Annotated in this window: 20 protein-coding genes and 1 other RNA gene; 5 read left to right on the top strand and 16 right to left on the bottom strand. The window is 65.2% G+C overall.

Features of this window, described 5'->3' with window-relative positions:
• Positions 1–3 precede the first annotated feature (3 nt).
• Together QF036_RS17380 and QF036_RS17385 are read left to right on the top strand one after the other, a co-directional pair.
• Positions 4–477, top strand: a complete 474-nt coding sequence (locus tag QF036_RS17380; protein ID WP_307103854.1) for a fluoride efflux transporter FluC — start codon at positions 4–6, stop codon at positions 475–477.
• Complete coding sequence (locus tag QF036_RS17385; protein WP_307103856.1) at positions 474–839, top strand: fluoride efflux transporter FluC; 366 nt, start codon at positions 474–476, stop codon at positions 837–839. Before QF036_RS17380 ends, QF036_RS17385 begins: the two co-directional genes overlap by 4 nt.
• 24 nt (positions 840–863) lie before the next feature.
• On the opposite strand, the gene QF036_RS17390 is transcribed toward QF036_RS17385, so the two are convergent.
• Entirely contained in the window at positions 864–2,267 is a 1,404-nt protein-coding gene (locus QF036_RS17390) for an MFS transporter (protein WP_307103858.1), read from the bottom strand.
• A gap of 22 nt (positions 2,268–2,289) precedes the next feature.
• Here QF036_RS17390 and QF036_RS17395 point away from each other — a divergent pair, with 22 nt between their 5' ends.
• The gene (locus QF036_RS17395) at positions 2,290–2,652 is read left to right on the top strand and encodes a hypothetical protein (RefSeq protein ID WP_003804875.1); all 363 of its coding nucleotides are present in this window, start codon (positions 2,290–2,292) and stop codon (positions 2,650–2,652) included.
• A 127-nt stretch (positions 2,653–2,779) separates the two neighbouring features.
• Complete coding sequence (locus QF036_RS17400; protein ID WP_307103860.1) at positions 2,780–2,917, top strand: hypothetical protein; 138 nt, start codon at positions 2,780–2,782, stop codon at positions 2,915–2,917.
• 74 nt (positions 2,918–2,991) lie between these two features.
• Here the strand turns inward: QF036_RS17400 and QF036_RS17405 are convergent, their stop codons facing one another.
• From QF036_RS17405 to QF036_RS17470, 14 genes are all read right to left on the bottom strand, one after another.
• On the bottom strand, positions 2,992–3,975 hold the full coding sequence (locus QF036_RS17405; protein WP_307103862.1) for a S1C family serine protease: 984 nt from the start codon (positions 3,973–3,975) through the stop codon (positions 2,992–2,994).
• A 192-nt stretch (positions 3,976–4,167) separates the two neighbouring features.
• Positions 4,168–4,536: a transfer-messenger RNA gene (gene ssrA, locus QF036_RS17410) on the bottom strand.
• Positions 4,537–4,658: 122 nt separating this feature from the next.
• Complete coding sequence (smpB, locus tag QF036_RS17415; protein WP_003804881.1) at positions 4,659–5,129, bottom strand: SsrA-binding protein SmpB; 471 nt, start codon at positions 5,127–5,129, stop codon at positions 4,659–4,661.
• A 115-nt stretch (positions 5,130–5,244) separates the two neighbouring features.
• The gene (locus QF036_RS17420; RefSeq protein WP_307103864.1) at positions 5,245–6,633 is read right to left on the bottom strand and encodes a M23 family metallopeptidase; all 1,389 of its coding nucleotides are present in this window, start codon (positions 6,631–6,633) and stop codon (positions 5,245–5,247) included.
• A 24-nt stretch (positions 6,634–6,657) separates the two neighbouring features.
• Positions 6,658–7,572: a permease-like cell division protein FtsX gene (ftsX, locus tag QF036_RS17425; protein WP_003804884.1), complete on the bottom strand. Its 915-nt coding sequence runs from the start codon at positions 7,570–7,572 to the stop codon at positions 6,658–6,660.
• Complete coding sequence (gene ftsE / locus QF036_RS17430; RefSeq protein WP_307103866.1) at positions 7,569–8,345, bottom strand: cell division ATP-binding protein FtsE; 777 nt, start codon at positions 8,343–8,345, stop codon at positions 7,569–7,571. The genes ftsX and ftsE overlap by 4 nt, the downstream gene beginning before the upstream one ends.
• A gap of 170 nt (positions 8,346–8,515) precedes the next feature.
• Entirely contained in the window at positions 8,516–9,631 is a 1,116-nt protein-coding gene (gene prfB, locus QF036_RS17435) for a peptide chain release factor 2 (RefSeq protein WP_307103868.1), read from the bottom strand.
• A gap of 104 nt (positions 9,632–9,735) precedes the next feature.
• Positions 9,736–10,149 carry a pilus assembly protein TadG-related protein gene (locus QF036_RS17440; protein ID WP_307103870.1) on the bottom strand — a complete coding sequence of 138 codons (414 nt, stop codon included), beginning with the start codon at positions 10,147–10,149 and terminating at the stop codon, positions 9,736–9,738.
• A 65-nt stretch (positions 10,150–10,214) separates the two neighbouring features.
• Positions 10,215–10,820 (bottom strand): hypothetical protein, encoded by a 606-nt coding sequence (locus QF036_RS17445; protein WP_307103872.1) that lies wholly within the window; start codon positions 10,818–10,820, stop codon positions 10,215–10,217.
• Positions 10,801–11,196 carry a TadE family protein gene (locus QF036_RS17450; protein ID WP_307103874.1) on the bottom strand — a complete coding sequence of 132 codons (396 nt, stop codon included), beginning with the start codon at positions 11,194–11,196 and terminating at the stop codon, positions 10,801–10,803. Before QF036_RS17450 ends, QF036_RS17445 begins: the two co-directional genes overlap by 20 nt.
• A gap of 3 nt (positions 11,197–11,199) precedes the next feature.
• A complete protein-coding gene (locus tag QF036_RS17455) occupies positions 11,200–11,439 on the bottom strand; it encodes a hypothetical protein (protein WP_373460304.1) in 240 nt (79 codons plus the stop codon).
• A gap of 80 nt (positions 11,440–11,519) precedes the next feature.
• The gene (locus QF036_RS17460) at positions 11,520–12,461 is read right to left on the bottom strand and encodes a type II secretion system F family protein (RefSeq protein ID WP_307103878.1); all 942 of its coding nucleotides are present in this window, start codon (positions 12,459–12,461) and stop codon (positions 11,520–11,522) included.
• Positions 12,462–12,475: 14 nt separating this feature from the next.
• A complete protein-coding gene (locus QF036_RS17465) occupies positions 12,476–13,330 on the bottom strand; it encodes a type II secretion system F family protein (protein WP_307103880.1) in 855 nt (284 codons plus the stop codon).
• Positions 13,330–14,553, bottom strand: coding sequence for a CpaF family protein (locus tag QF036_RS17470; RefSeq protein ID WP_307103882.1), 1,224 nt, complete (start codon positions 14,551–14,553; stop codon positions 13,330–13,332). Before QF036_RS17470 ends, QF036_RS17465 begins: the two co-directional genes overlap by 1 nt.
• A 180-nt stretch (positions 14,554–14,733) precedes the next feature.
• Here QF036_RS17470 and QF036_RS17475 point away from each other — a divergent pair, with 180 nt between their 5' ends.
• Positions 14,734–16,854 carry an acyltransferase family protein gene (locus QF036_RS17475; RefSeq protein WP_307103884.1) on the top strand — a complete coding sequence of 707 codons (2,121 nt, stop codon included), beginning with the start codon at positions 14,734–14,736 and terminating at the stop codon, positions 16,852–16,854.
• 136 nt (positions 16,855–16,990) lie between these two features.
• On the opposite strand, the gene galE is transcribed toward QF036_RS17475, so the two are convergent.
• Positions 16,991–18,010 carry a UDP-glucose 4-epimerase GalE gene (gene galE / locus QF036_RS17480; protein ID WP_307103886.1) on the bottom strand — a complete coding sequence of 340 codons (1,020 nt, stop codon included), beginning with the start codon at positions 18,008–18,010 and terminating at the stop codon, positions 16,991–16,993.
• Positions 18,011–18,265 lie beyond the last annotated feature (255 nt).

Below are 18,265 nucleotides of genomic sequence, written 5' to 3' on the forward strand. Positions count from 1 at the left end.
CAGGTGCGCGCTCCCCAGGCCGGTCGCACCGGCGCCGCCCACAAGACGGGCTCCGGCTACGGTTGGCGGGTCTGGACTGCGGTGGCCGCCGGCGGGCTGCTGGGCACGGAGCTCCGGTACGTGCTCGGACTGCTGTTCCCGGACCAGCCGGGAGAATTGCCGTGGGCCACGCTCGGCATCAACATCGTTGGCAGCTTCGTGCTGGCTGCCCTCACCACCATCTGGATCGCGCGGCCGCAGACCGCGTTCTGGCTCCGTGCGGCGATCGGGCCGGGCGTGCTGGGCTCTTTCACCACCTTTTCCGCCGTCGTATTTTCCGCGGACCAGCTGACCCGATTCGGGCTCCCCGCCGTGGGATTTCTCTATCTGGGGCTGTCCGTCCTGCTGGGGCTGGCGGCGGCCGCCGCCGGGTGGCGGACCGGCAGGGTGCTGGGTGCTCCCGGTAGCTTCGACGGCACTGGTGCGGTGAGCCCGTGACGGCGCTCCTCGTGGGCCTCTTCGGCATCGCCGGGGCCCTCACCAGGTTCGCCGTGGATGGCTGGCTGGCCGGGCTCCCGTCGCCGCGGCGGCACTGGCCCTGGGCTACCCTGCTGGTCAACGTGGCCGGCTCGTTCGTGATCGGGCTATCCGTGGGCGTCACTGCGGTTTTCGGCCCTGAATGGCACTCTGCCCTGGCCACCGGGTTCGCCGGCGGCCTGACCACTTTCAGCTCCTGGACCACTGCCACGGTGCGGCTGGCCAGTGAACGGCGCTACCTCGCCGCCGCCGCCAACATCCTCGCCAACCTGCTGCTGGGGCTGGCTGCGGCCGCGGCGGGGCTTGCCATTAGCGGCGGCTAGCCGGATTAGCGGGGGCTAGCCGGATTAGCGGGGGCTAGCCGGATTAGCGGGGCTAACCGGCACCGGGTTGCGGATTCCGACGGCGGAGCAGACCCCACCCAGCAACAGCAGCGCCGCCGTAGCCAGCAGCGCACGGTGCAGGCCCGGCGTCGTCAGCTCGGGACCGACAATGAAGCCCGCAAACGCGATGCAGACCAGGCCGGCGATTCGTGAGACCGCATTGTTCACCGCGGAGCCCACGCCCGCCTGCTTCTCAGGCACGGATCCCAGGATGGCCGCCGTCAGGGGTGCCACCGTCATGGACAGGCCGAGGCCGAAAACCACCTGCCCGGGCAGGATCTGGGTCCAGTAGTTCAGGGAGCCGCCAACGGACAGAGTGAGCAGGAAACCGGCCGCACACAGCACCGGCCCGGCAGTCATGAACCACCGCGGCCCGTACTTGCCGGCGAGGCCCCCGAAGAACGATGCCAGCAGCATCAGGATCACCGTGGAGGGCAGCAGAGCCAGGCCGGCGGTGGTCGCCTTCATGCCGCCCACCTGCTGGATGTAGATGCCCAGTGCAAAAAACCCGAGGGAAAACCCGCCGTAGATCGCGGCGGTGGCGATGTTGCCCCAGCCGAAGTTGCGCACCGTGAACATGCGCAGGGGCAGGAGCGGCGCGGCCGACCGCGATTCATGGACGAGGAAAAGCACCGTGGCGACGAGACCTGCGGCCAGCGGCAGCCAGACCTGCGGGCTGCCCCACCCCGCGCTCCCCTGCTCGATCAGACCATAGACCGGTCCGCCAAGCGCAACGACCGCCAGGAGTGCCCCGGCAATGTCGATGCCGGCAGAGCTGGTGGCAGCATCCGCCTTCCGCAGCTTGGCCAGGACAGGCCAGATGGCGGCCGCCGGCAGGACGTTGACGAAGAAGATGACCCGCCACGAGAGCAGGTCCACCGATACGCCCCCAATCAAAGGGGCCACGACGGCGGCGGCGCTTGTCCACGCCGACCATTTACCGATGGCCGACCCCTGCGCGGCACTGTCGAAGTGGCTGACGATCAGCGCCAGCGAGCTGGGCACCAGGAGTGCTCCCGCCACTCTCTGCAGCCCCCGGCTGACGACCAGAATTTCCCCGGTCCACGCTGCCCCGCAGAGGATCGAGGTGAGGGCAAAGCCGCCCAGCCCCCACTGCAGCACACGCACCCGCCCGAAGTGGTCCGACAGCGAGCCTGCCGCCAGGATGAGAGCGCCCAGCGTCAGGAGGTAGGCATCCACCACCCACTGCTGGATGCGCAGCCCGCCACCGAGTTCCCTGCCGATGGCGGGCAGCGCCAGACTGACGACGAAGCTGTCGAGGATCGCCATGAAGGACGCCACTATCGCGACCGTCAGTACCTGTCGCTGGAGGCGTGTGGGCGCGGTGGTCTGGCTGGCATCGCTCATGACTTACCGTATCGTGGACTGGATGATCAGCAGACGTGATGCGGCAATTGCCCTGGATGTACCACTGGAAATGGCGCAGCGCCACGGCATTCCCAAGCTTCTGACGGAAGCCGAGCTGGGCGAGCTGCTGGACAATCCCCCCGCCTGGCTCGTCCAGTCCCGCGCCAACCGGACAGGGAAAAGGCCGGTGTGGGTGCATCTCGTCTGCGCGGTCTGTGGTTACGAGGAGGCGGCCCGGCCAAAGAAGTGGTGGCCCGAGTTCACGTATGTCGTTTGCGACCATCACCGGCCCTCCGAAGTTCCCCGGCCGGCGCCCGGGTTCATACGGAGCGAGTTCGACGGCGTGGGCACCAGGTTCGTGGGAATCGCCGACGTCGCTGGCTGACGCGGGAGTCGCTGGCTGACGGGTGGCCTGTGCAGGGGGCGAAGCCGGGCAGTTACATTTGGGCTGGAACAGGCGTAATTTACGTAGGGAGGGGCACCCTCCTGCCCCTCAGACGAGGGAGCACGCCATGCCGGACAAGTCGCCGCACCAGCAGCAGCAGCACAAAAAAGCAGCCAAGACCATCAAGCAGAAACGCGCGGACAAGAAGGCCAAGGCCCCCATCGAAGGAGCCCCGGACCCTGTGGCGCATCTGAAGAAACGCTGATTGCCGGAAAACACAGACAACGGGGTGGCCAGGGAACTCCTGGCCACCCCGTTGTTTGTGTCCGGTTCCTGTACCTATCCCCAGTCCGCCATTTCCCCCGGAACCGCTGACACGTCGGTCAGGTGCCCGTCGCGAAGGACGGATATGTTCATCGGGACGCCGATGGCCTCGGCAAAAAGCAGTTTCTGCAGGCTCTCGGCATTGCTGACAGCACGGGAGCCTACCCGCAGCAGCACATCGCCGGTCCGCAGACCTGCCTGCTCCGCAGGGGAAGCGGGCAGGACCTCCACCACGCGCAGCCCCTCCCTCTGGCCGGTGCGGACCACCTCGCTCGCACCCAGACGGATCGGCGTGCTGACCACGCCGAGATAGGCGCGCCGGACCCGGCCGTCCGACAGGAGCGCGGAGATGATCCGGCGCGACGTGCTGTTGATGGGAACGGCCAGCCCCAGCCCGGCACCGGCCACCGCGGTGTTGATTCCCACGATCCGGCTTCGTGAGTCAGCCAGTGCCCCGCCGGAACTGCCGGCATTCAAGGCGGCGTCGGTCTGGATGACATCCTCAATGACCCTGCGGTTGCGTCCGGCCCAGACCGGGATGGCGCGCCCCAGACCGCTGACCACACCTGCCGTCACCGAGCCCGACAGTCCCAGCGGGTTCCCGACCGCTATCACCAGCTGCCCCACCTGCAGAGACTCCGCATCACCGAACTCCGCCGGCGCGACATGCGGGGCGCGGCCCCGGACCACAGCGAGATCGGACAACGGATCCGCGCCCACCACCTCAAGATCAGTACCGGAGCCGTCACCGAAGACGGCACGTCCTTTCTGAGTCCCGGCCACCACGTGGGCGTTGGTCAGCAGGTAGCCATCCTCGGTGAAAAGGACCGCGGATCCCGCGCCGACCCGGAACCGTCCGTTGCGCCGGTTCCCCGTCATCTCAATGGCGGCCACATGGGGTGTGACCGTCCTGGCCACCCTGATAACGGTCTCCGAATAGGAGTCGAGAGCCGCGCCGTCGTCGACGGGACCCGGTTCGTTTGCAGCCGCCGTGGACATGGCTTGCCTCCCTACCGCTGGGTTTGGAATCGCTGGATTCGTGATACCTGTCACAACCCCGCCGGCAGGGCGGGTAGTCCCGTGCGGGCTACGCCGTGGGTGAACAGCGACGGTTGCAGCCGGCCGGGTCAGCAGCTTAAACAAAGAACGCCCGGACCGAGGTCCGGGCGTTCCCCGTCAGGTAACGGGATTTGGTGGAGATGGGGGGAATTGAACCCCCGTCCGATGTCGTGTTGTCAGGGCTTCTCCGGGCGCAGTTTGCGTCGGATTTTCTCGGCCCCAGCCGTCCTGCAAACAGGCGGCTGATCCGGGCCCAGTCATCTAAGAGTCCCGTTTACTCCGATGACGGGAGCAAACAGCAGTGGCTATCTAAATGACGCCAGGATCCGGGGCGATAGCATCCCCGGGCTGACGGACTGAACTACTGCTTAGGCAGCGAGTTCGAAGTCAGTGCGCTTAGATTCGGCACTTATTGGTTTGCAGACAGCGTTTACGAGATAATTCTGCATCCTCGGCCCGCTTCACCTGTCGCGACTAACATCGTCGAAACCGATCATCCCCGTATTTTGTTACCAAACCGGCCAGGCGCAGGTTCAGAACCTCATCCTTGCCGGACTACCAATCATAACGCATCGGGACGCCAATTCATTCCAGCCGGTGCACCGCGCGTCGGCCGTGCAGCCCTAGCGCCGGTTGCGTTCCCGCATGACGCGGAGGGCCTCGCGCTTGTCCTGCTGTTCGCGAAGGGTCTGGCGCTTGTCGTAGTCCTTCTTACCGCGCGCGATGCCGATTTCCACCTTGGCCCGGCCGTCCACGAAATACAGCTGCAGCGGCACAATGGTGAAGCCCGACTCGCGGATCTTGTGCGAAATCTTGATGAGCTCCTCGCGGTGCAGCAGGAGTTTCCGCCGCCGGCGAGCTGCATGGTTGGTCCAGCTGCCCTGGTTGTACTCAGGGATGTGGATGCCTTCCATCCAGAGCTCGTCGTTGTAGAACGTGCAGAACCCGTCGACCATGGACGCGTGGCCTTCGCGGAGGGACTTCACCTCCGTCCCCATGAGCGCGATGCCCGCCTCGTAGGTGTCCATGACGTGGTAGTCGTGCCGGGCCTTCCGGTTGGTGGCCACGACTTTACGGCCACTTTCTTTGGGCACGGTTCAACTCCTCAGTTCTCGGTACTGGCTGTTCCGGCGGCACCGGAACAAAGTCTTACTATTCTACGGCAGGTGCGCCGGCTGGCCCGCGTCGCCAGGCAGCCGGCGCCCCACGTCAGAGCAGGCGCATCGGGTCAACCGCTTCGCCGTTCAGCCAGGTCTCAAAGTGCGAGTGGCAGCCCGTGGAGTTTCCGGTGGTACCTGAGTAGGCGATGAGCTGCCCCTGGCTGACCTGCTGGCCGACGGAGACCACCACGCTGGTGTTGTGGTAGTAGATCGTGGTCAGCGAGTTGCCCTGGACCACGCCGTGCGAGATTTTGACGTTGTTTCCGCCGCCGTCGTCCGCCCAGCCGGCTGAGAAAACGGTCCCGGCTGCGGCCGCGTACACCGGCGTGCCGCAGGCGGCGCCGAAGTCTATGCCCGTGTGCATGTAGCCGCCCGTGCCGTAGAAGTCGATGGTGCCGGGCGGCGTCGCACGCCATCCAAACCCGGAGGTGATGGGCACGCTGTCCGGGAACGGGTGGCGGAGGCCAAAGGCCGACGGCGGCCCTGCCACGGGCGGCACGTAAGGCTTTGGTTCTTCACCTTTGGCCTTCGCTGCCGCGGCGGCAGCGGCGGCGATCCGGCGCTGCTCGGCGAGCCACGCCTCGCGCAGCTTGCGGTCACGCTCAACGATTTCGGCAGCGACGGCGTCCTGGCGTGCCTTGACGGCTGCCAGCTTCTTCTTGATTCCGGGCTTGGCGGCCTCGAGTTGGTTGTTCAGGCGGGTGGTGTCGGCGATGAGCTTGTCCACCTTGGCTTTCTTGGCGGCGGCCTCGTCGCGGGCGGCTTTCTCCTTGGCAAGCGCCGCGTCAGCCTTCGCCTTGAGGTCCTTGATCTCGGCTTCGACTGCCTGCAGCCGGGCCTGCGAGTTCACGTTGGTGGCGTTCTGCTGGGTGAGCTTGTCCATCGCGGAGTTCTGGCTGCGCAGCGCCTGGTCGGCCAGGTCCATCGTCTCTGTGAGGCTGCCGGTGTTGTTGGAACCGAAGAAGAGGGTGAGGTCCGAGGGCACGCCGCCGGACTTGTAGGCCTGGGTGGCGATCTGGCCGATCAGTTTCTTCGTGCTGGCGATCTTCTGCTTGTCCGCATCCAACTGCTGGGTGATCTTGGCCTTGTTCTGCTGCGCGAGATCCACCCTGGCCGCGAGGGCTTCCACTTCCTTGACGGCACTCGCCACGCGGCCCTGGGCCTCGAGCAGCGCCTGCTGCGCGGCCGGAAGCTGTCCGCGGTAGATCACGAGGTCCCCGGCCGCCTTGGAAATTTTTGCATCGACGAATTCGAGCGACTGCTGGACCCGGACGGCTTCGGCCTTCAGGGCGGCCTGCTGGTCCTCAAGGTCGTCCGCGAAGGCGGCTGGCGCTGACGCACCCAGGCTCGCGGCTAGCATGAGTGCCACTGCGGCACTGAGAATCCTGCGCTGGCGCCCCGCCGGGCTCTTTCGAATGGGCCTGCCGGAACTCGTCATGGGCATTCCTTCGGTGAGCATGGCCTACACCCTCAAGTATCGGCGGAGCGTGAGCAGAGATGAAGTGCCCGCCAGAACAACACCCAGCCCCACCAGGGCCGGGGCGAGGAGCAGGGTCTGTGCCGGCGAGATGAACGCTGTGTCCGGATATTGCTTGGACAGGTACTCGCCCAGGAAGAAGTGGGCCACGGCCCACAGCGTTCCGGACGCGAGGGCCGCGCCGATGACCGCGGCGATTACGCCTTCGAGGATGAAGGGCAGCTGGATCACTGTCTTTGACGCTCCCACGAGCCGCATGATCCCGGTTTCCCGGCGCCGGCTGAACGCCGAGAGCCGGATCGTGGTGGCGATGAGCAGGATAGCGCACACCGTCATCACTCCGGCGATGATCACCGCGACGAGGGACGCCGCGTTCATCACGGAGAAGAGCCGCTCCAGGACCTGCCTCTGGTCGATGACGGTTTCCACGCCCGGCTGCGAGGCGAAAGTCTCGCTGATGATCTGGTACTTCTCGGGGTCCTTCATGTTGATCCGGAATGAGGCGGGAAGCTGGTCCGGCGTGACCGAATCGACGATGGGAGAGTTCGAGAACTGCTCCTTGAAGTGCTTGTAGGCGTCGTCCTTGGACTCGAACTGGAAGTCGTTGATGTACTGGGCGACTGCGGGCGATTCCAGCAGGGTCCGCACGTTGTCCTGCTGTTCGGCCGTCACCGGACCCGAGGCGCAGCCGGCCGCCGTCGACCCTTCCCCGCAAAGGAAGATGGCCACCTGGACCTTGTCGTACCAGTAGCCCTTCATCTGGTTGATCTGGAGTTGGAGCATCCCCGCCGCACCCACGAAGGTCAGGGACACGAAGGTGACCAGGATGACGGAGACGACCATCGACAGGTTGCGTCGCAGGCCGCCGCCGATCTCGCCGAGGATGAACTGGAGCCTCACCGCCGGCCCTCCCCTGCCTGGTCGCGGACTGCCTGGTCGTCGCGTCCGCTGGCGTCCTTAAGCCTGCGGGACTGGCCGACGACGGGGATCATCGACGTGTAGAGGGCCTTGGCTTCGTCGCGGATGACCTTGCCGTTCTTGAGCTCCACCACTCGCTTGCGCATCTCGTTCACGATGTCGTCGTCGTGAGTGGCCATGACCACGGTGGTGCCGTTCTGGTTGATCTTGTCCAGCACTCCCATGATGCCCATGGACGTGGTGGGGTCCAGGTTGCCGGTGGGCTCGTCGGCCAGCAGGATGCCGGGGCGGTTGACCACGGCGCGGGCAATGGCAACGCGCTGCTGCTCACCGCCGGAGAGCTCGTGGGGCATGCGCTTCTCCTTGCCCTCCAGGCCTACGGTCTTGAGCACCTCAGGGACAGTGTCGCGGATGACGCTGCGGCTCTTGCCGATGACCTGCATGGCAAAGGCGACGTTGGCAAAGACGTTTTTCTGGGGCAGCAGGCGGAAGTCCTGGAACACCACGCCGATTCCGCGGCGCAGGCGGGGCACGCGCCAGCTGGAGATGTTGGCTACGTTCTGGCCGGCGACGTAGACCGTGCCGGAGGTGGCGCGGTCTTCCTTGAGGACCAGGCGCAGGAACGTGGACTTGCCGGATCCTGACGCGCCGACGAGGAAGGCGAATTCACCACGGTCAATTTCAAGGCTGACAGAATCCAGGGCGGGCCTGGCCTTCTGGTCATAGACCTTGGTGACATTTTCGAAACGGATCATGACCCTAAAACCCTGCAGGACACGGCTTTAAGGGCATGGTCTGCAACCGGTGCGGGGGCTTTCGCTAGGGGGAAGTAGAGCTCCGGCCTCTCGACTATACGCACGGGCTGCCATGCTCAGGCGGGAGTCAGGGGGCGTGTCGCGGGATTGGTCCCTTGCCCCTGGCGCGTCTAGCGTTCGGCGTTGCGGTTGTCGGTGCGCCAGCGGATCCCGGCTTCGATGAAGTCGTCAATGGCGCCGTCCAACACGGCGGAGGTGTTTCCCACCTCGTGCTCGGTGCGGAGGTCCTTGACCATCTGGTAAGGGTTCAGGACGTAGGAGCGCATCTGGTCGCCCCAGGACGCCTTGACGTCGCCGGCGAAGGCCTTCTTCTCGGCGTCTTCCTGCTCCTTCTTGAGCAGCAGGAGCCTCGACTGGAGGACCCTCATCGCGGCGGCGCGGTTCTGCAGCTGCGATTTCTCGTTCTGCATGGACACCACTGTGCCGGTGGGTATGTGCGTCAGGCGGACGGCGGAGTCGGTGGTGTTGACTGACTGGCCGCCGGGGCCGGACGAGCGGAAGACGTCCACGCGGATTTCGTTGTCCGGGATGTCAATGGAGTCTGTCTGTTCGATCAGTGGAATGACTTCCACTGCAGCGAAGGACGTCTGCCGGCGCCCCTGGTTGTCGAACGGGCTGATCCTGACCAGCCGGTGTGTTCCCGCCTCGACGCTGAGCGTGCCGAACGCGTACGGTGCATTGACCTCGAAGGTGGCGGACTTGAGGCCCGCTTCTTCCGCGTAGGAGGTGTCCATAACGGTGGTCGGGTAGCCATGGCGTTCCGCCCACCGGAGGTACATGCGCAGCAGCATCTCGGCAAAGTCCGCGGCATCGACGCCGCCGGCACCGGAGCGGATGGTGACCACGGCCTCACGCTCGTCGTACTCGCCGGAGAGCAGGGTGACGACTTCAAGGTCCTTCAGAGACTTGCGGATGGACTCCAGCTCCGCCTCCGCCTCTCCCATGGAGTCGGCGTCGCCCTCGTCCTGGCCGAGCTCCACCAGCACCTCAAGGTCATCGATGCGGGATGCCAGGGTGTTGAGCCGCTCCAGTTCGGACTGCCGGTGCGACAGCCGTGAGGTGATGACCTGCGCAGCCGCAGGGTCATCCCAGAGGTCCGGCTCGCCGGCACGCTCGCTCAGTTCTGCGATCTCTTCCTTGAGCGCCTCGACATCGGTGACATTTTCGATGGAGGTATAGGTGCCGCGCAGCGCGCGGATTTCTGCAGCAAAATCAATTTGAGCCATGGTTGTTTAAGCGTACGCTATCCGCCCTCACCAGCTGCGCCGATGGCAGGTGCGGCGACCGGCCGGACGGGGGCAGCGGCGACTCGGGGCGCCGGCGGACTCGGCTAGCGGGTCAGCCGCGAGCGTGCGGTGGATGAAGCTGCAATGGTGATGCCGTCCGGGATGAGGAAATTGACCACCGGAGGGTGCACGGTGGCGCTGAGAACCACGACGGCGGTGGACCCGTCGGGCGTACCCGTTCCGGCTGCGACGGCCAGCCCGGCGACCCGCCCGAAGGCGCCGTTGCGGCTGAGATAGTCGGACGCGACGTTCCGGACCCTGTCACCGTTCAGCAGGGCCGAGTGAGTGCCGCCGGCCGTTTCGACCTGGCCGAGCGTGTAGGAGTCGGCTGCGGCCACCGAGGCGCCGTCCGCGAGCGACAGGAGTTTCTTGTGCTCGATGTAGAGGCTGGAGGCCGCCATCACCACGGTGCTGACCAGCAGGGCCAGCATGACGAATCCGATGATGAGGACTGTCATTTGCCCGGCCTCATCACGAGCCGCTCGCGCTGATCGGATGGGGGTGCGGCCAGCTGCAGGAAGCATCAACGGAACCTGCCCACGACCTGGGTGGCCGAAGCGCTCAGCTGGCCGGCGTTGAGCCGAAGTGCTTCCCCAAATGGCACGAAAGGCAGCGGCACGGTGAGCCGTACGGTGACGGTGACCGCGGAGCCCGCCGCCATGCAGTCACCGCCGGATTCACAGCGGATCTCAACGCTGGCGTTCCCGGCGGGATGGCCGTAATCGGCAAGGGTCACCATGGTGGCCTGCTCTGCGGCCGCCCGGCCAGACGATGCATCGGGCTGGGTTACGAAGACCTTGGCCGCCTGGTCAGCTGCACCCACCACGGCGAAGGAGCCGCCCTGGATCTGGCCAACCGTGATGATGAAGTAGACCACGGGCACCATGAGAAGCAGTCCAAGGAACGTGAATTCGACGACCGCACTCCCCCGCTGCCCGCCGTCGCCCCCAGTGTTTTCGGGGTCGCGGGCGCGGTCCGGGTCGCACCCTGCGCTTTCCGGGTCGCGGGCGCGGTGGGCGCCGAGAGTGCCGGGGCGCCCACGGCCGTCAAGGCACAGAGCCTCCCGGAGCCTGCCCGCAACGCTGCTGGTGAGGTGCCGCCGCTCGCGGTCAGCCGGTGATCGCGGCATGTCCGGTGACCTCCAGCCCTTCGCGGGGACCAATCAGACCGATGACCGGCAACGGGGCCCTGACAGTCACTTCCAGCGTCCGCAGCCCTTGAAATGTGACTTCGCGCGTTTCGATGTCGCGGGCAAAGTCCGCGTTGAGCGCCGTACCGATGAGCTCGCCGGTGCGGCGCCTGGCGTCGTCCGCGCTGCGGTCGGCGAGGGTCCCGTACCGGGCGCCGGACGCCGCAGCGTCGATGAGTGTGTTCCGGACGTGCAGGATGAGCGCGAGTTGGATGATGGACACGAAAAACATGGTCAGCAGGGCACCCACGAGCACAAAGTCGACCGCAGCAGCGCCGCTCTCGCGCCCGGAGGTGTCCGCGCCGGTCCCGTCCACGGGCTACTTTCCGACCGTGTCCATTGCCTGGTTGAACATGGCTTCCAGGGCAGGACCGGCCAGGGCCAGCAGCGCGGCGACAAGGACCGCCGACATCAGGGTGATCATGACCCAGCCGGGCACATCCCCGCGCTCAGGATGGTCCGCCAACGTCCCGATCTTCCGAGGGCGCGGGACTGCAGCCAAGGAGTGGCCGATCAGGGCCGTCACCGCGGCGACAAGTGCAAGTCCGTGCCTGGCCATGAATGTCATGTGCTTTCCTTTTCTGCGAGTTTGTTTGTTGTAGGGCATGGCCACTGCCGGCGGTTGCCGGAGCAGCGGGGTCAAAAATTCAGGCTGAGTGCCGCTATTCCAGGGAACACGGCAAACACCACTGTCAGGGGCAGCACGCCAAAAACAAGCGGCACCATCATTGCGATTTCCTTCTTGCCGGCGGACTCCATCAGCTCACGCTTGGCCGTATCCCGGACGTCCTGGGCCTGGGCTCTCAGGACTTCGGCCAATGGCGTTCCGCGCTCCACCGCCACGATGATGCCGTCAACAAAGCGGATCAGCGGCCCGAGATCCGTGCGTGCGGAAAACTCCTGAAGCGCCTCCACCAGGGGCTTCCCCGCCCGAGTTTCGGCCAGGACCCGGCTGAATTCCTTGGAGAGCTCGCCCCTGGCTGTCCTGCAGACGCGGTCGAGGGCACCGGTGGCGCTTTCCCCGGCGCCCACCGCGAGCGCAATCATCTCCGCCAAGCTGGGGAACTCTGCCAGCATCCGTTCCTCCCGCCGCCGAATCTGCACGCCCAGCCAGTAATCACGGAAGAGGAAACCGCCGATCCCGCTGCCGACTGAGACCGCCAGGGCCAGGACAGGACTGAACCTCCCGGCCAGGGCTGCCACCACGACGACGCTGACCGCAGCAATGAACGCGGAGAGTGCCCAAAAGAGCTGCTGGGCCCTGAAGTCCAGGGGCGACTTGTCGGTGCGCGCCTGGGCGAGCCTGCGGCTGAGGGCTGCGGAGCCAAGATTGAACCGGGCCAGTTTGGCGGTGGCTTCCCTGATCAGCGGATGGAGTATGCGTTCGAGGGGACCAAACGGAGTGAGGACGTGCTCCTCCGCCCGCAGGAGCCTTGATTCGAGGTTTTGGGACCTGAACTGCGGTTCGATGCGTTCCACGAAACTGACGGACCGCATGAACGGGAGCCGGACAAGGAGCAGCCACAGACCGGCACCGAGGAGTGCGCCGCAGAGTATCGCTGCCGCTGGGACGGTGGTCATGGCAGCAACGGTGGTCATCGCAATACCCGCTCTTCCTCCGGGAGGGCTCCGATTTTCAGCATGACCGCGTAGCACACCAGCGACACCACCAGGCCTCCCAACAGCACGGCCGCTCCAATGGGGGTGTTGTACGCAGCCACGGCCTCCGGGCGGCTGACCAGTAGCAGCATGACAATCCATGGGGCCGCGACTGCCAACCGGGCAGCGTTGACTGTCCACGACTGCCGCGCTTCAAGCTCGCTGCGGGTCCGGGCGCTTTCGCGCAGGAACTCTGCGAGCGTCCCGAGCAGCTTGCCGAGATCGGAGCCGCCCACCTCCCTGGTAAGCCGGAGGGCCTCGATGATGCGGTCGGCTACCGGGTCCGCCAGCCGGTCTTTGAGCCTGTTCAGGGACGCGTCGAATTGACCGCCTGAGCGGTAATCCGAGCCGAAGTCACGGAACACGTGCCGCAGCTCCTCGGGTCCCTTGTCGCCCAGCTGTATCAGTGCCTCCGGCAAAGACAGCCCGGCCCGGATGGCCGACCGCAGGTGATCGACGACGTCGGGCCAGACCCGCCGCAGGACGGCGGTGCGTCGCTTGGCCCGCCATTTGACCACCGCCACCGGAAGCCAGCCACCGAACAGGCCAAAGCAAACGGAAATGGGCCAGGACCTGCTCACGGCGAAAAAGGCCAGGGTCGCAAAGGCGCCAAGGCCCAGGCAGCTGCCGATGAGACCGGCACCGGTGACCTTCTCAATGCCGGCAGACAGCAAGAGGTCATGGAGACGGCTTGTCCGCGGTCCACGTTTGGGGCGCGCGGGCTGGTCCCAGGCCGACCACCAGATGAGGAACAGCCCGGCACCCGTCAGAAGTCCCAGCAGCGCAGCCATCAGCGCGGGTCCAAAAGCGCCGCGACTTCATAACCGGCCCTCGCAAATTTTTCCTCCGCCGGCATGGTGTTGGCCGTCGGCTCCAGCAGGCCGCCGATCATGGAAAAAATCATCGAGGACTCGATAATTCCGTTCTCGACCCGTCTGCCCAGGGAGAGGATTTCGGTCACCTGCCTACGGCCGTTCGCCAAGCGGCTGCAGTGAACCACCAGATCGATGCACGAGGCCACGGTCGGAACCACAAACGCGCTGGAAATGTTGTCGCCGGCGAGCAGCGGGAGCGTGCACATCTTGGTCACGGCGTCGTGCGCTGAATTTGCGTGGACGGTGCACATCCCCGGAAGCCCGCTGTTAAGGGCGATCAGCATGTCGAGGCTCTCTGCTTCCCGGACCTCGCCCACCACCAGGCGGTCAGGCCGCATCCGGAGGGCTTCCTTGACCAGCCGGCGGAGCGGGATTTCTCCTTCGCCTTCCAGATTGGGCTGCCGGCACTGCAGCCCGACAACATCGCGCAGCGGAAACTGCAGTTCGAAGATCTCCTCGACTGTAACGACGCGCTCCCGGCTGCCTATGCTGGCCGCGAGGCAGTTCAGCAGCGTGGTCTTTCCCGCCTGTGTGGCACCTGAGACCAGGATGTTGAGTCCGCTCGCGACGGCGGCGCCCAAGAAGCGCCCGGACTGCGGGGTCAGGGTGCCCAGCTCCACGAGGTGATCCAGCCGCGTTGCCTTCACAACAAATTTGCGGATGTTGACGGCCCAGTGGCGTCTGGTGACATCCGGAATCACCACGTGCAGGCGGGATCCGTCAGGCAGGGCCGCATCCACGAAGGGCGATGAGATGTCCAACCGCCGGCCCGAGCTCTTCAGCATGCGCTCAACCAGGTCCCGGACCTGCTGATCGGTAAGACTCAGTGATGTGAGTTCGGATTCGCCGTTCCGTGCGACATAGATTTCCGTCGGTGCGTTGATCCAGATTTCCTCAATCCCCGGATCATCGAGCAACGGTTGGAGGGCCCCGAACCCGGCCACGGCGTCGAAGACAAACCGCCGTGCTGACTCCAGTGGTCCGAGCGGCGGAAGCGGACCCATAAGGGCGCGCTCGTCATAGTCGGTCACGGCCGCTTCCACGAGCCGCCTGACCTCGGCAGCCTGGTGCAACGGATCGAGACCGCGCCTCCGGATCAGCTCCCGGACTTCATCCTCGACAATGCGTACTGCATCCATGAATTCCCCCGAATGACTGCCGGCCCCAGCGGAGGCAGAACATCTGGGTTAAAGCTAAGGGATTGCTTCCGGCGAATACAGAGAAAAAGGGCAATTGTGGATAACTGAATGTCCGCCGGTCATCTGCCGCGATCTCCCTTATTCGCAGCGGCAGGCGGTTTCGCGATAAAATTGGTCGTTGTGCCTGCCATCCGAACCCTCGAGACGTCCAGGAAGCACCCATCAGCGGTCCGCGAGGCCCCGGCAACAAGCCAGTTCCAGCCAGAGATCCAAGGCCTCCGAGCTGTTGCCGTCCTCCTGGTGGTGCTTTATCACCTCTGGCCAGAGCGCCTCACAGGTGGCTATGTCGGTGTCGACGTTTTCTTCGTCATCTCAGGCTTCCTTATCACTTCCCACATGTACCGCGAAGTCCAGGACGGGTCAGCCCTGGGGCTGACCCGGTTCTGGGCGAGGCGAATCCGAAGGCTGCTTCCGGCATCGCTCCTGGTCCTGCTGGTGTCCCTGGTCGCGGCCTTCCTCTGGATCCCCTCCACGCTATGGGAAGTTGCGGCCCGCCAGGTCGGCGCCAGCGCCCTGTACGTTCAGAACTGGGTCCTGGCCACTGACTCCGTCGACTATTCAGCCCAGCACAATGATGCCTCCGCGGTTCAGCACTACTGGTCACTCTCGGTTGAGGAGCAGTTCTATTTCGTGTGGCCCCTGCTGGTGGCCCTGCTCCTGTACATCGCCCGAAGGCCGGCCGTGGCATCCAAACTGGGTCCGCTGTCTTCCCCTCGGGGCATGATGATCGCCGGTATAGCGCTCGTCGGCGCAACCTCGCTGATCTACTCGGTCGTTCTGACGGCGCAGAGCCCGTCTGTCGCCTACTTTGTTACCCCGACCCGTGTCTGGGAGTTCGCCGCGGGCGGTCTCGCCGCGCTCATTTTCAATGGACGGCAATACTCCGGACGGCTGGCGACAGCTCTCGCCTGGGCCGGAGCCGCCCTGATCGCATATGCTGCCCTGACGTTCGACAGCGCCACCCCGTTCCCTGGCTGGACGGCCATGATTCCGGTGCTTGGCACCGCCTTGGTCTTCATTTGCAGCGGAAATCCCGCCCGGATGACACCCCGCTGGTGGCTCTCGCGCCGCCCGGCGATCTTTTTGGGCGACGTCTCCTACGGCGTATATCTGTGGCACTGGCCGCTGATCGTCGTCCTTCCGTTCGTCCTTCGCCATGACCTGGGGACCCTGGAGAAGCTGCTCATATTGCTGGCCTCCACGTTGCTGGCGTGGATCACAAAACTGACGGTTGAGGATCCGCTGCGGCGCGGCAGGCTGCTGAAAAAATCCCTGCGGGCATACCTGTTCGGCGCCGTAGGCATGGCGCTCACGGTGGCCATGTGCTTCGGGCTGACTTCGGCCGCATATTCAGAGTCAAGCCCGGACCGTTCCGCAGAGCTCGGAGCCTGCTACGGGCCCGGCGCGCTGGAACCGGCCAACGGCTGCGGTCCTGTCATCGGCAGGGAAACGCCCAGTCCTGCGCCCGCCCTGGTCGCCAAGCAGAATACGCAGCCACTGCATCCCGGGTGCCAGGCCGACGCCGTCGGTACCGACATCGTGAGCTGCGACCTTGGTGTCGACGCTTCCCAGGCGAAGGAAACCGTGGCCATCGTCGGCGACTCCCATGCCACTGCCTGGTACCCGGCCCTGGAGACTCTGGCAAAAGATCGCAGCTGGCATATCAAGACCTACACGAAGAGTTCCTGCCCTGTTACGGCGGCCGTCCGGATCCAGGCCTCCGAGAAGACTGACTCAAATCAGCGGGATTGCCTGGCATGGGGTCAAAAGGTCGCCCGGGAGCTGGCCGGCAACAAGTCCGTGAGTACGATCTTCGCGGCATCCTATTCGACCGCGTTTTCCTTCGAATCCCCGGACAATGAGTCGTTCAGGGATCCGGCCGTTGACGGATTCGCAAAGGTGTGGCGCCAGTGGCTCGCCGCGGGAAAAAAGGTCGTGGTGTTCGACGACGTTCCGCGGACAACCGGTGAATACGTTCCGACGTGCCTCGCACGCCAGCAGGACGCTCTCGCCTGCGCAGTTCCAGTGAACAAGGCAATTCCCCCGAACACCGCCATCACGAACGCGGCGAAAGCCATGTCCGCAGAAGGCGTGAAGCGGGTCGTCCTGCGGAACCAGTTCTGTGACAACAAGCTGTGCTACCCCGTGGTGGGATCCATGATCGTGTACCGGGACTTTTCACACATCAGCGCAGAATATGCTCGCGCGCTGGCACCCTACATCGCCAAACAGCTTCCATAAGAGCTGCGTTCCATAAGGGCCGCGCTATAGGCGCGGGCGGATCCCCAGAACTGCGAAGACCCCGCGCCGCCTCCCAACGAGGCGGCGCGGGGTCAATGCTTTACGCCCGGCGCCGGGCAGCTTTGCAGGAAGGTGCTTAGTCGTTGCCCCCGTAGCCGTAGGGGTTGGCGCTCTGCCAGCGCCAGTGGTCAGCGCACATCTGCGCCAGGTCACGGTGCGCGGACCAGCCCAGGTCCGCCAAGGCTGCCGAGGCGTCGGCGTAGCTCACGGCCGCATCCCCCGGCCGGCGGGGTGCGAACTCATAGGGAACCGGATGCCCTGCGGCAGCGCCGAAGGCCTCGATGACCTCCAGGACGGACGAACCACGGCCGGTCCCAAGGTTCCAACGGAACGAGCCGGTCTTCGACTGCAGGTAGTTCAGCGCCGCCAGGTGGCCGGCTGCGAGGTCCATAACATGGATGTAGTCTCGGACCCCCGTGCCGTCGGGAGTGGGGTAATCGTTGCCGAACACCATGACCTTCTCGCGCCGTCCCACCGCGACCTGCGCAACGAAGGGCAAAAGGTTGTTGGGGATCCCGTGCGGGTCCTCGCCGATGCGACCTGATTCATGCGCACCCACGGGATTGAAGTAGCGGAGCAGCGCGATGCTCCACCGGGGGTCGGCGTCGCTCAGGTCGGACAGGATGTCCTCGATCTGCTCTTTGGTCCTGCCGTAGGGGTTCGTTGCGTCCAGCGGCGACTTCTCGATCAGGGGAACGTGCTCGGAGGCGCCGTAGACGGTGGCCGATGAGCTGAAGACCAGCCGCCGAACACCGGCCTTCTCCATGCTCTCGAGGAGGTTGAGCGTGCCCACCACGTTGTTTTTGTAGTACCAGAGCGGCTTCGCCACGGACTCGCCGACGGCCTTCAGGCCCGCGAAGTGAATGACGGCGTCGAACCCGCCCTCCGCGAAGACCCGGTCGACAGCCTCAGCGTCGAGCAGGTCGGCCTCGCGGAACTCCACCTTCTTGCCGGCGAGCTCTTCAACACGGCGGACTGCCTCGATGTTCGAGTTCATGAGGTTGTCCAGCACGACGACGTCGTGCCCGTCCTCGAGCAGGCAAAGAGCCGTGTGTGAACCGATATAGCCGGCGCCGCCGGTAACCAAAACCTTCATGGCCCCCATTTTATGCGGGGCTTCGGCGCCGCAGTTAACTAAGACGCGCGTCACAGCACGGGTTAGACGTAAGTCGGGACTGCGGACGCCTTTGGTTACAGGGATCACATAAGCACCATTAGTAACATCAGTACCTTCAGTGTTAGGATGGGCCGCCTACATCGCCGCCGGCGTGATGGGACTCAAGACGGCGAAGACGTCAGCCACGAGCCGGCTCTCTGCCCGGAATTCGAAGGCTACGGAGTATTACATGAA

Origin of the sequence: Arthrobacter globiformis, assembly GCF_030817195.1 — a bacterium.
Classification (GTDB): domain Bacteria; phylum Actinomycetota; class Actinomycetes; order Actinomycetales; family Micrococcaceae; genus Arthrobacter; species Arthrobacter globiformis_D.

Excerpts from the sequence above, each read along its gene's own strand:
- QF036_RS17390 (WP_307103858.1), bottom strand. The coding sequence starts at position 2,267 with ATGAGCGATGCCAGCCAGACCACCGCGCCCACACGCCTCCAGCGACAG.
- QF036_RS17395 (WP_003804875.1), top strand. The coding sequence starts at position 2,290 with ATGATCAGCAGACGTGATGCGGCAATTGCCCTGGATGTACCACTGGAA.
- QF036_RS17400 (WP_307103860.1), top strand. The coding sequence starts at position 2,780 with ATGCCGGACAAGTCGCCGCACCAGCAGCAGCAGCACAAAAAAGCAGCC.
- QF036_RS17405 (WP_307103862.1), bottom strand. The coding sequence starts at position 3,975 with ATGTCCACGGCGGCTGCAAACGAACCGGGTCCCGTCGACGACGGCGCG.
- QF036_RS17420 (WP_307103864.1), bottom strand. The coding sequence starts at position 6,633 with ATGACGAGTTCCGGCAGGCCCATTCGAAAGAGCCCGGCGGGGCGCCAG.
- ftsE (WP_307103866.1), bottom strand. The coding sequence starts at position 8,345 with ATGATCCGTTTCGAAAATGTCACCAAGGTCTATGACCAGAAGGCCAGG.
- prfB (WP_307103868.1), bottom strand. The coding sequence starts at position 9,631 with ATGGCTCAAATTGATTTTGCTGCAGAAATCCGCGCGCTGCGCGGCACC.
- QF036_RS17440 (WP_307103870.1), bottom strand. The coding sequence starts at position 10,149 with ATGACAGTCCTCATCATCGGATTCGTCATGCTGGCCCTGCTGGTCAGC.
- QF036_RS17445 (WP_307103872.1), bottom strand. The coding sequence starts at position 10,820 with ATGCCGCGATCACCGGCTGACCGCGAGCGGCGGCACCTCACCAGCAGC.
- QF036_RS17455 (WP_373460304.1), bottom strand. The coding sequence starts at position 11,439 with ATGGCCAGGCACGGACTTGCACTTGTCGCCGCGGTGACGGCCCTGATC.
- QF036_RS17460 (WP_307103878.1), bottom strand. The coding sequence starts at position 12,461 with ATGACCACCGTCCCAGCGGCAGCGATACTCTGCGGCGCACTCCTCGGT.
- QF036_RS17465 (WP_307103880.1), bottom strand. The coding sequence starts at position 13,330 with ATGGCTGCGCTGCTGGGACTTCTGACGGGTGCCGGGCTGTTCCTCATC.
- QF036_RS17470 (WP_307103882.1), bottom strand. The coding sequence starts at position 14,553 with ATGGATGCAGTACGCATTGTCGAGGATGAAGTCCGGGAGCTGATCCGG.
- galE (WP_307103886.1), bottom strand. The coding sequence starts at position 18,010 with ATGAAGGTTTTGGTTACCGGCGGCGCCGGCTATATCGGTTCACACACG.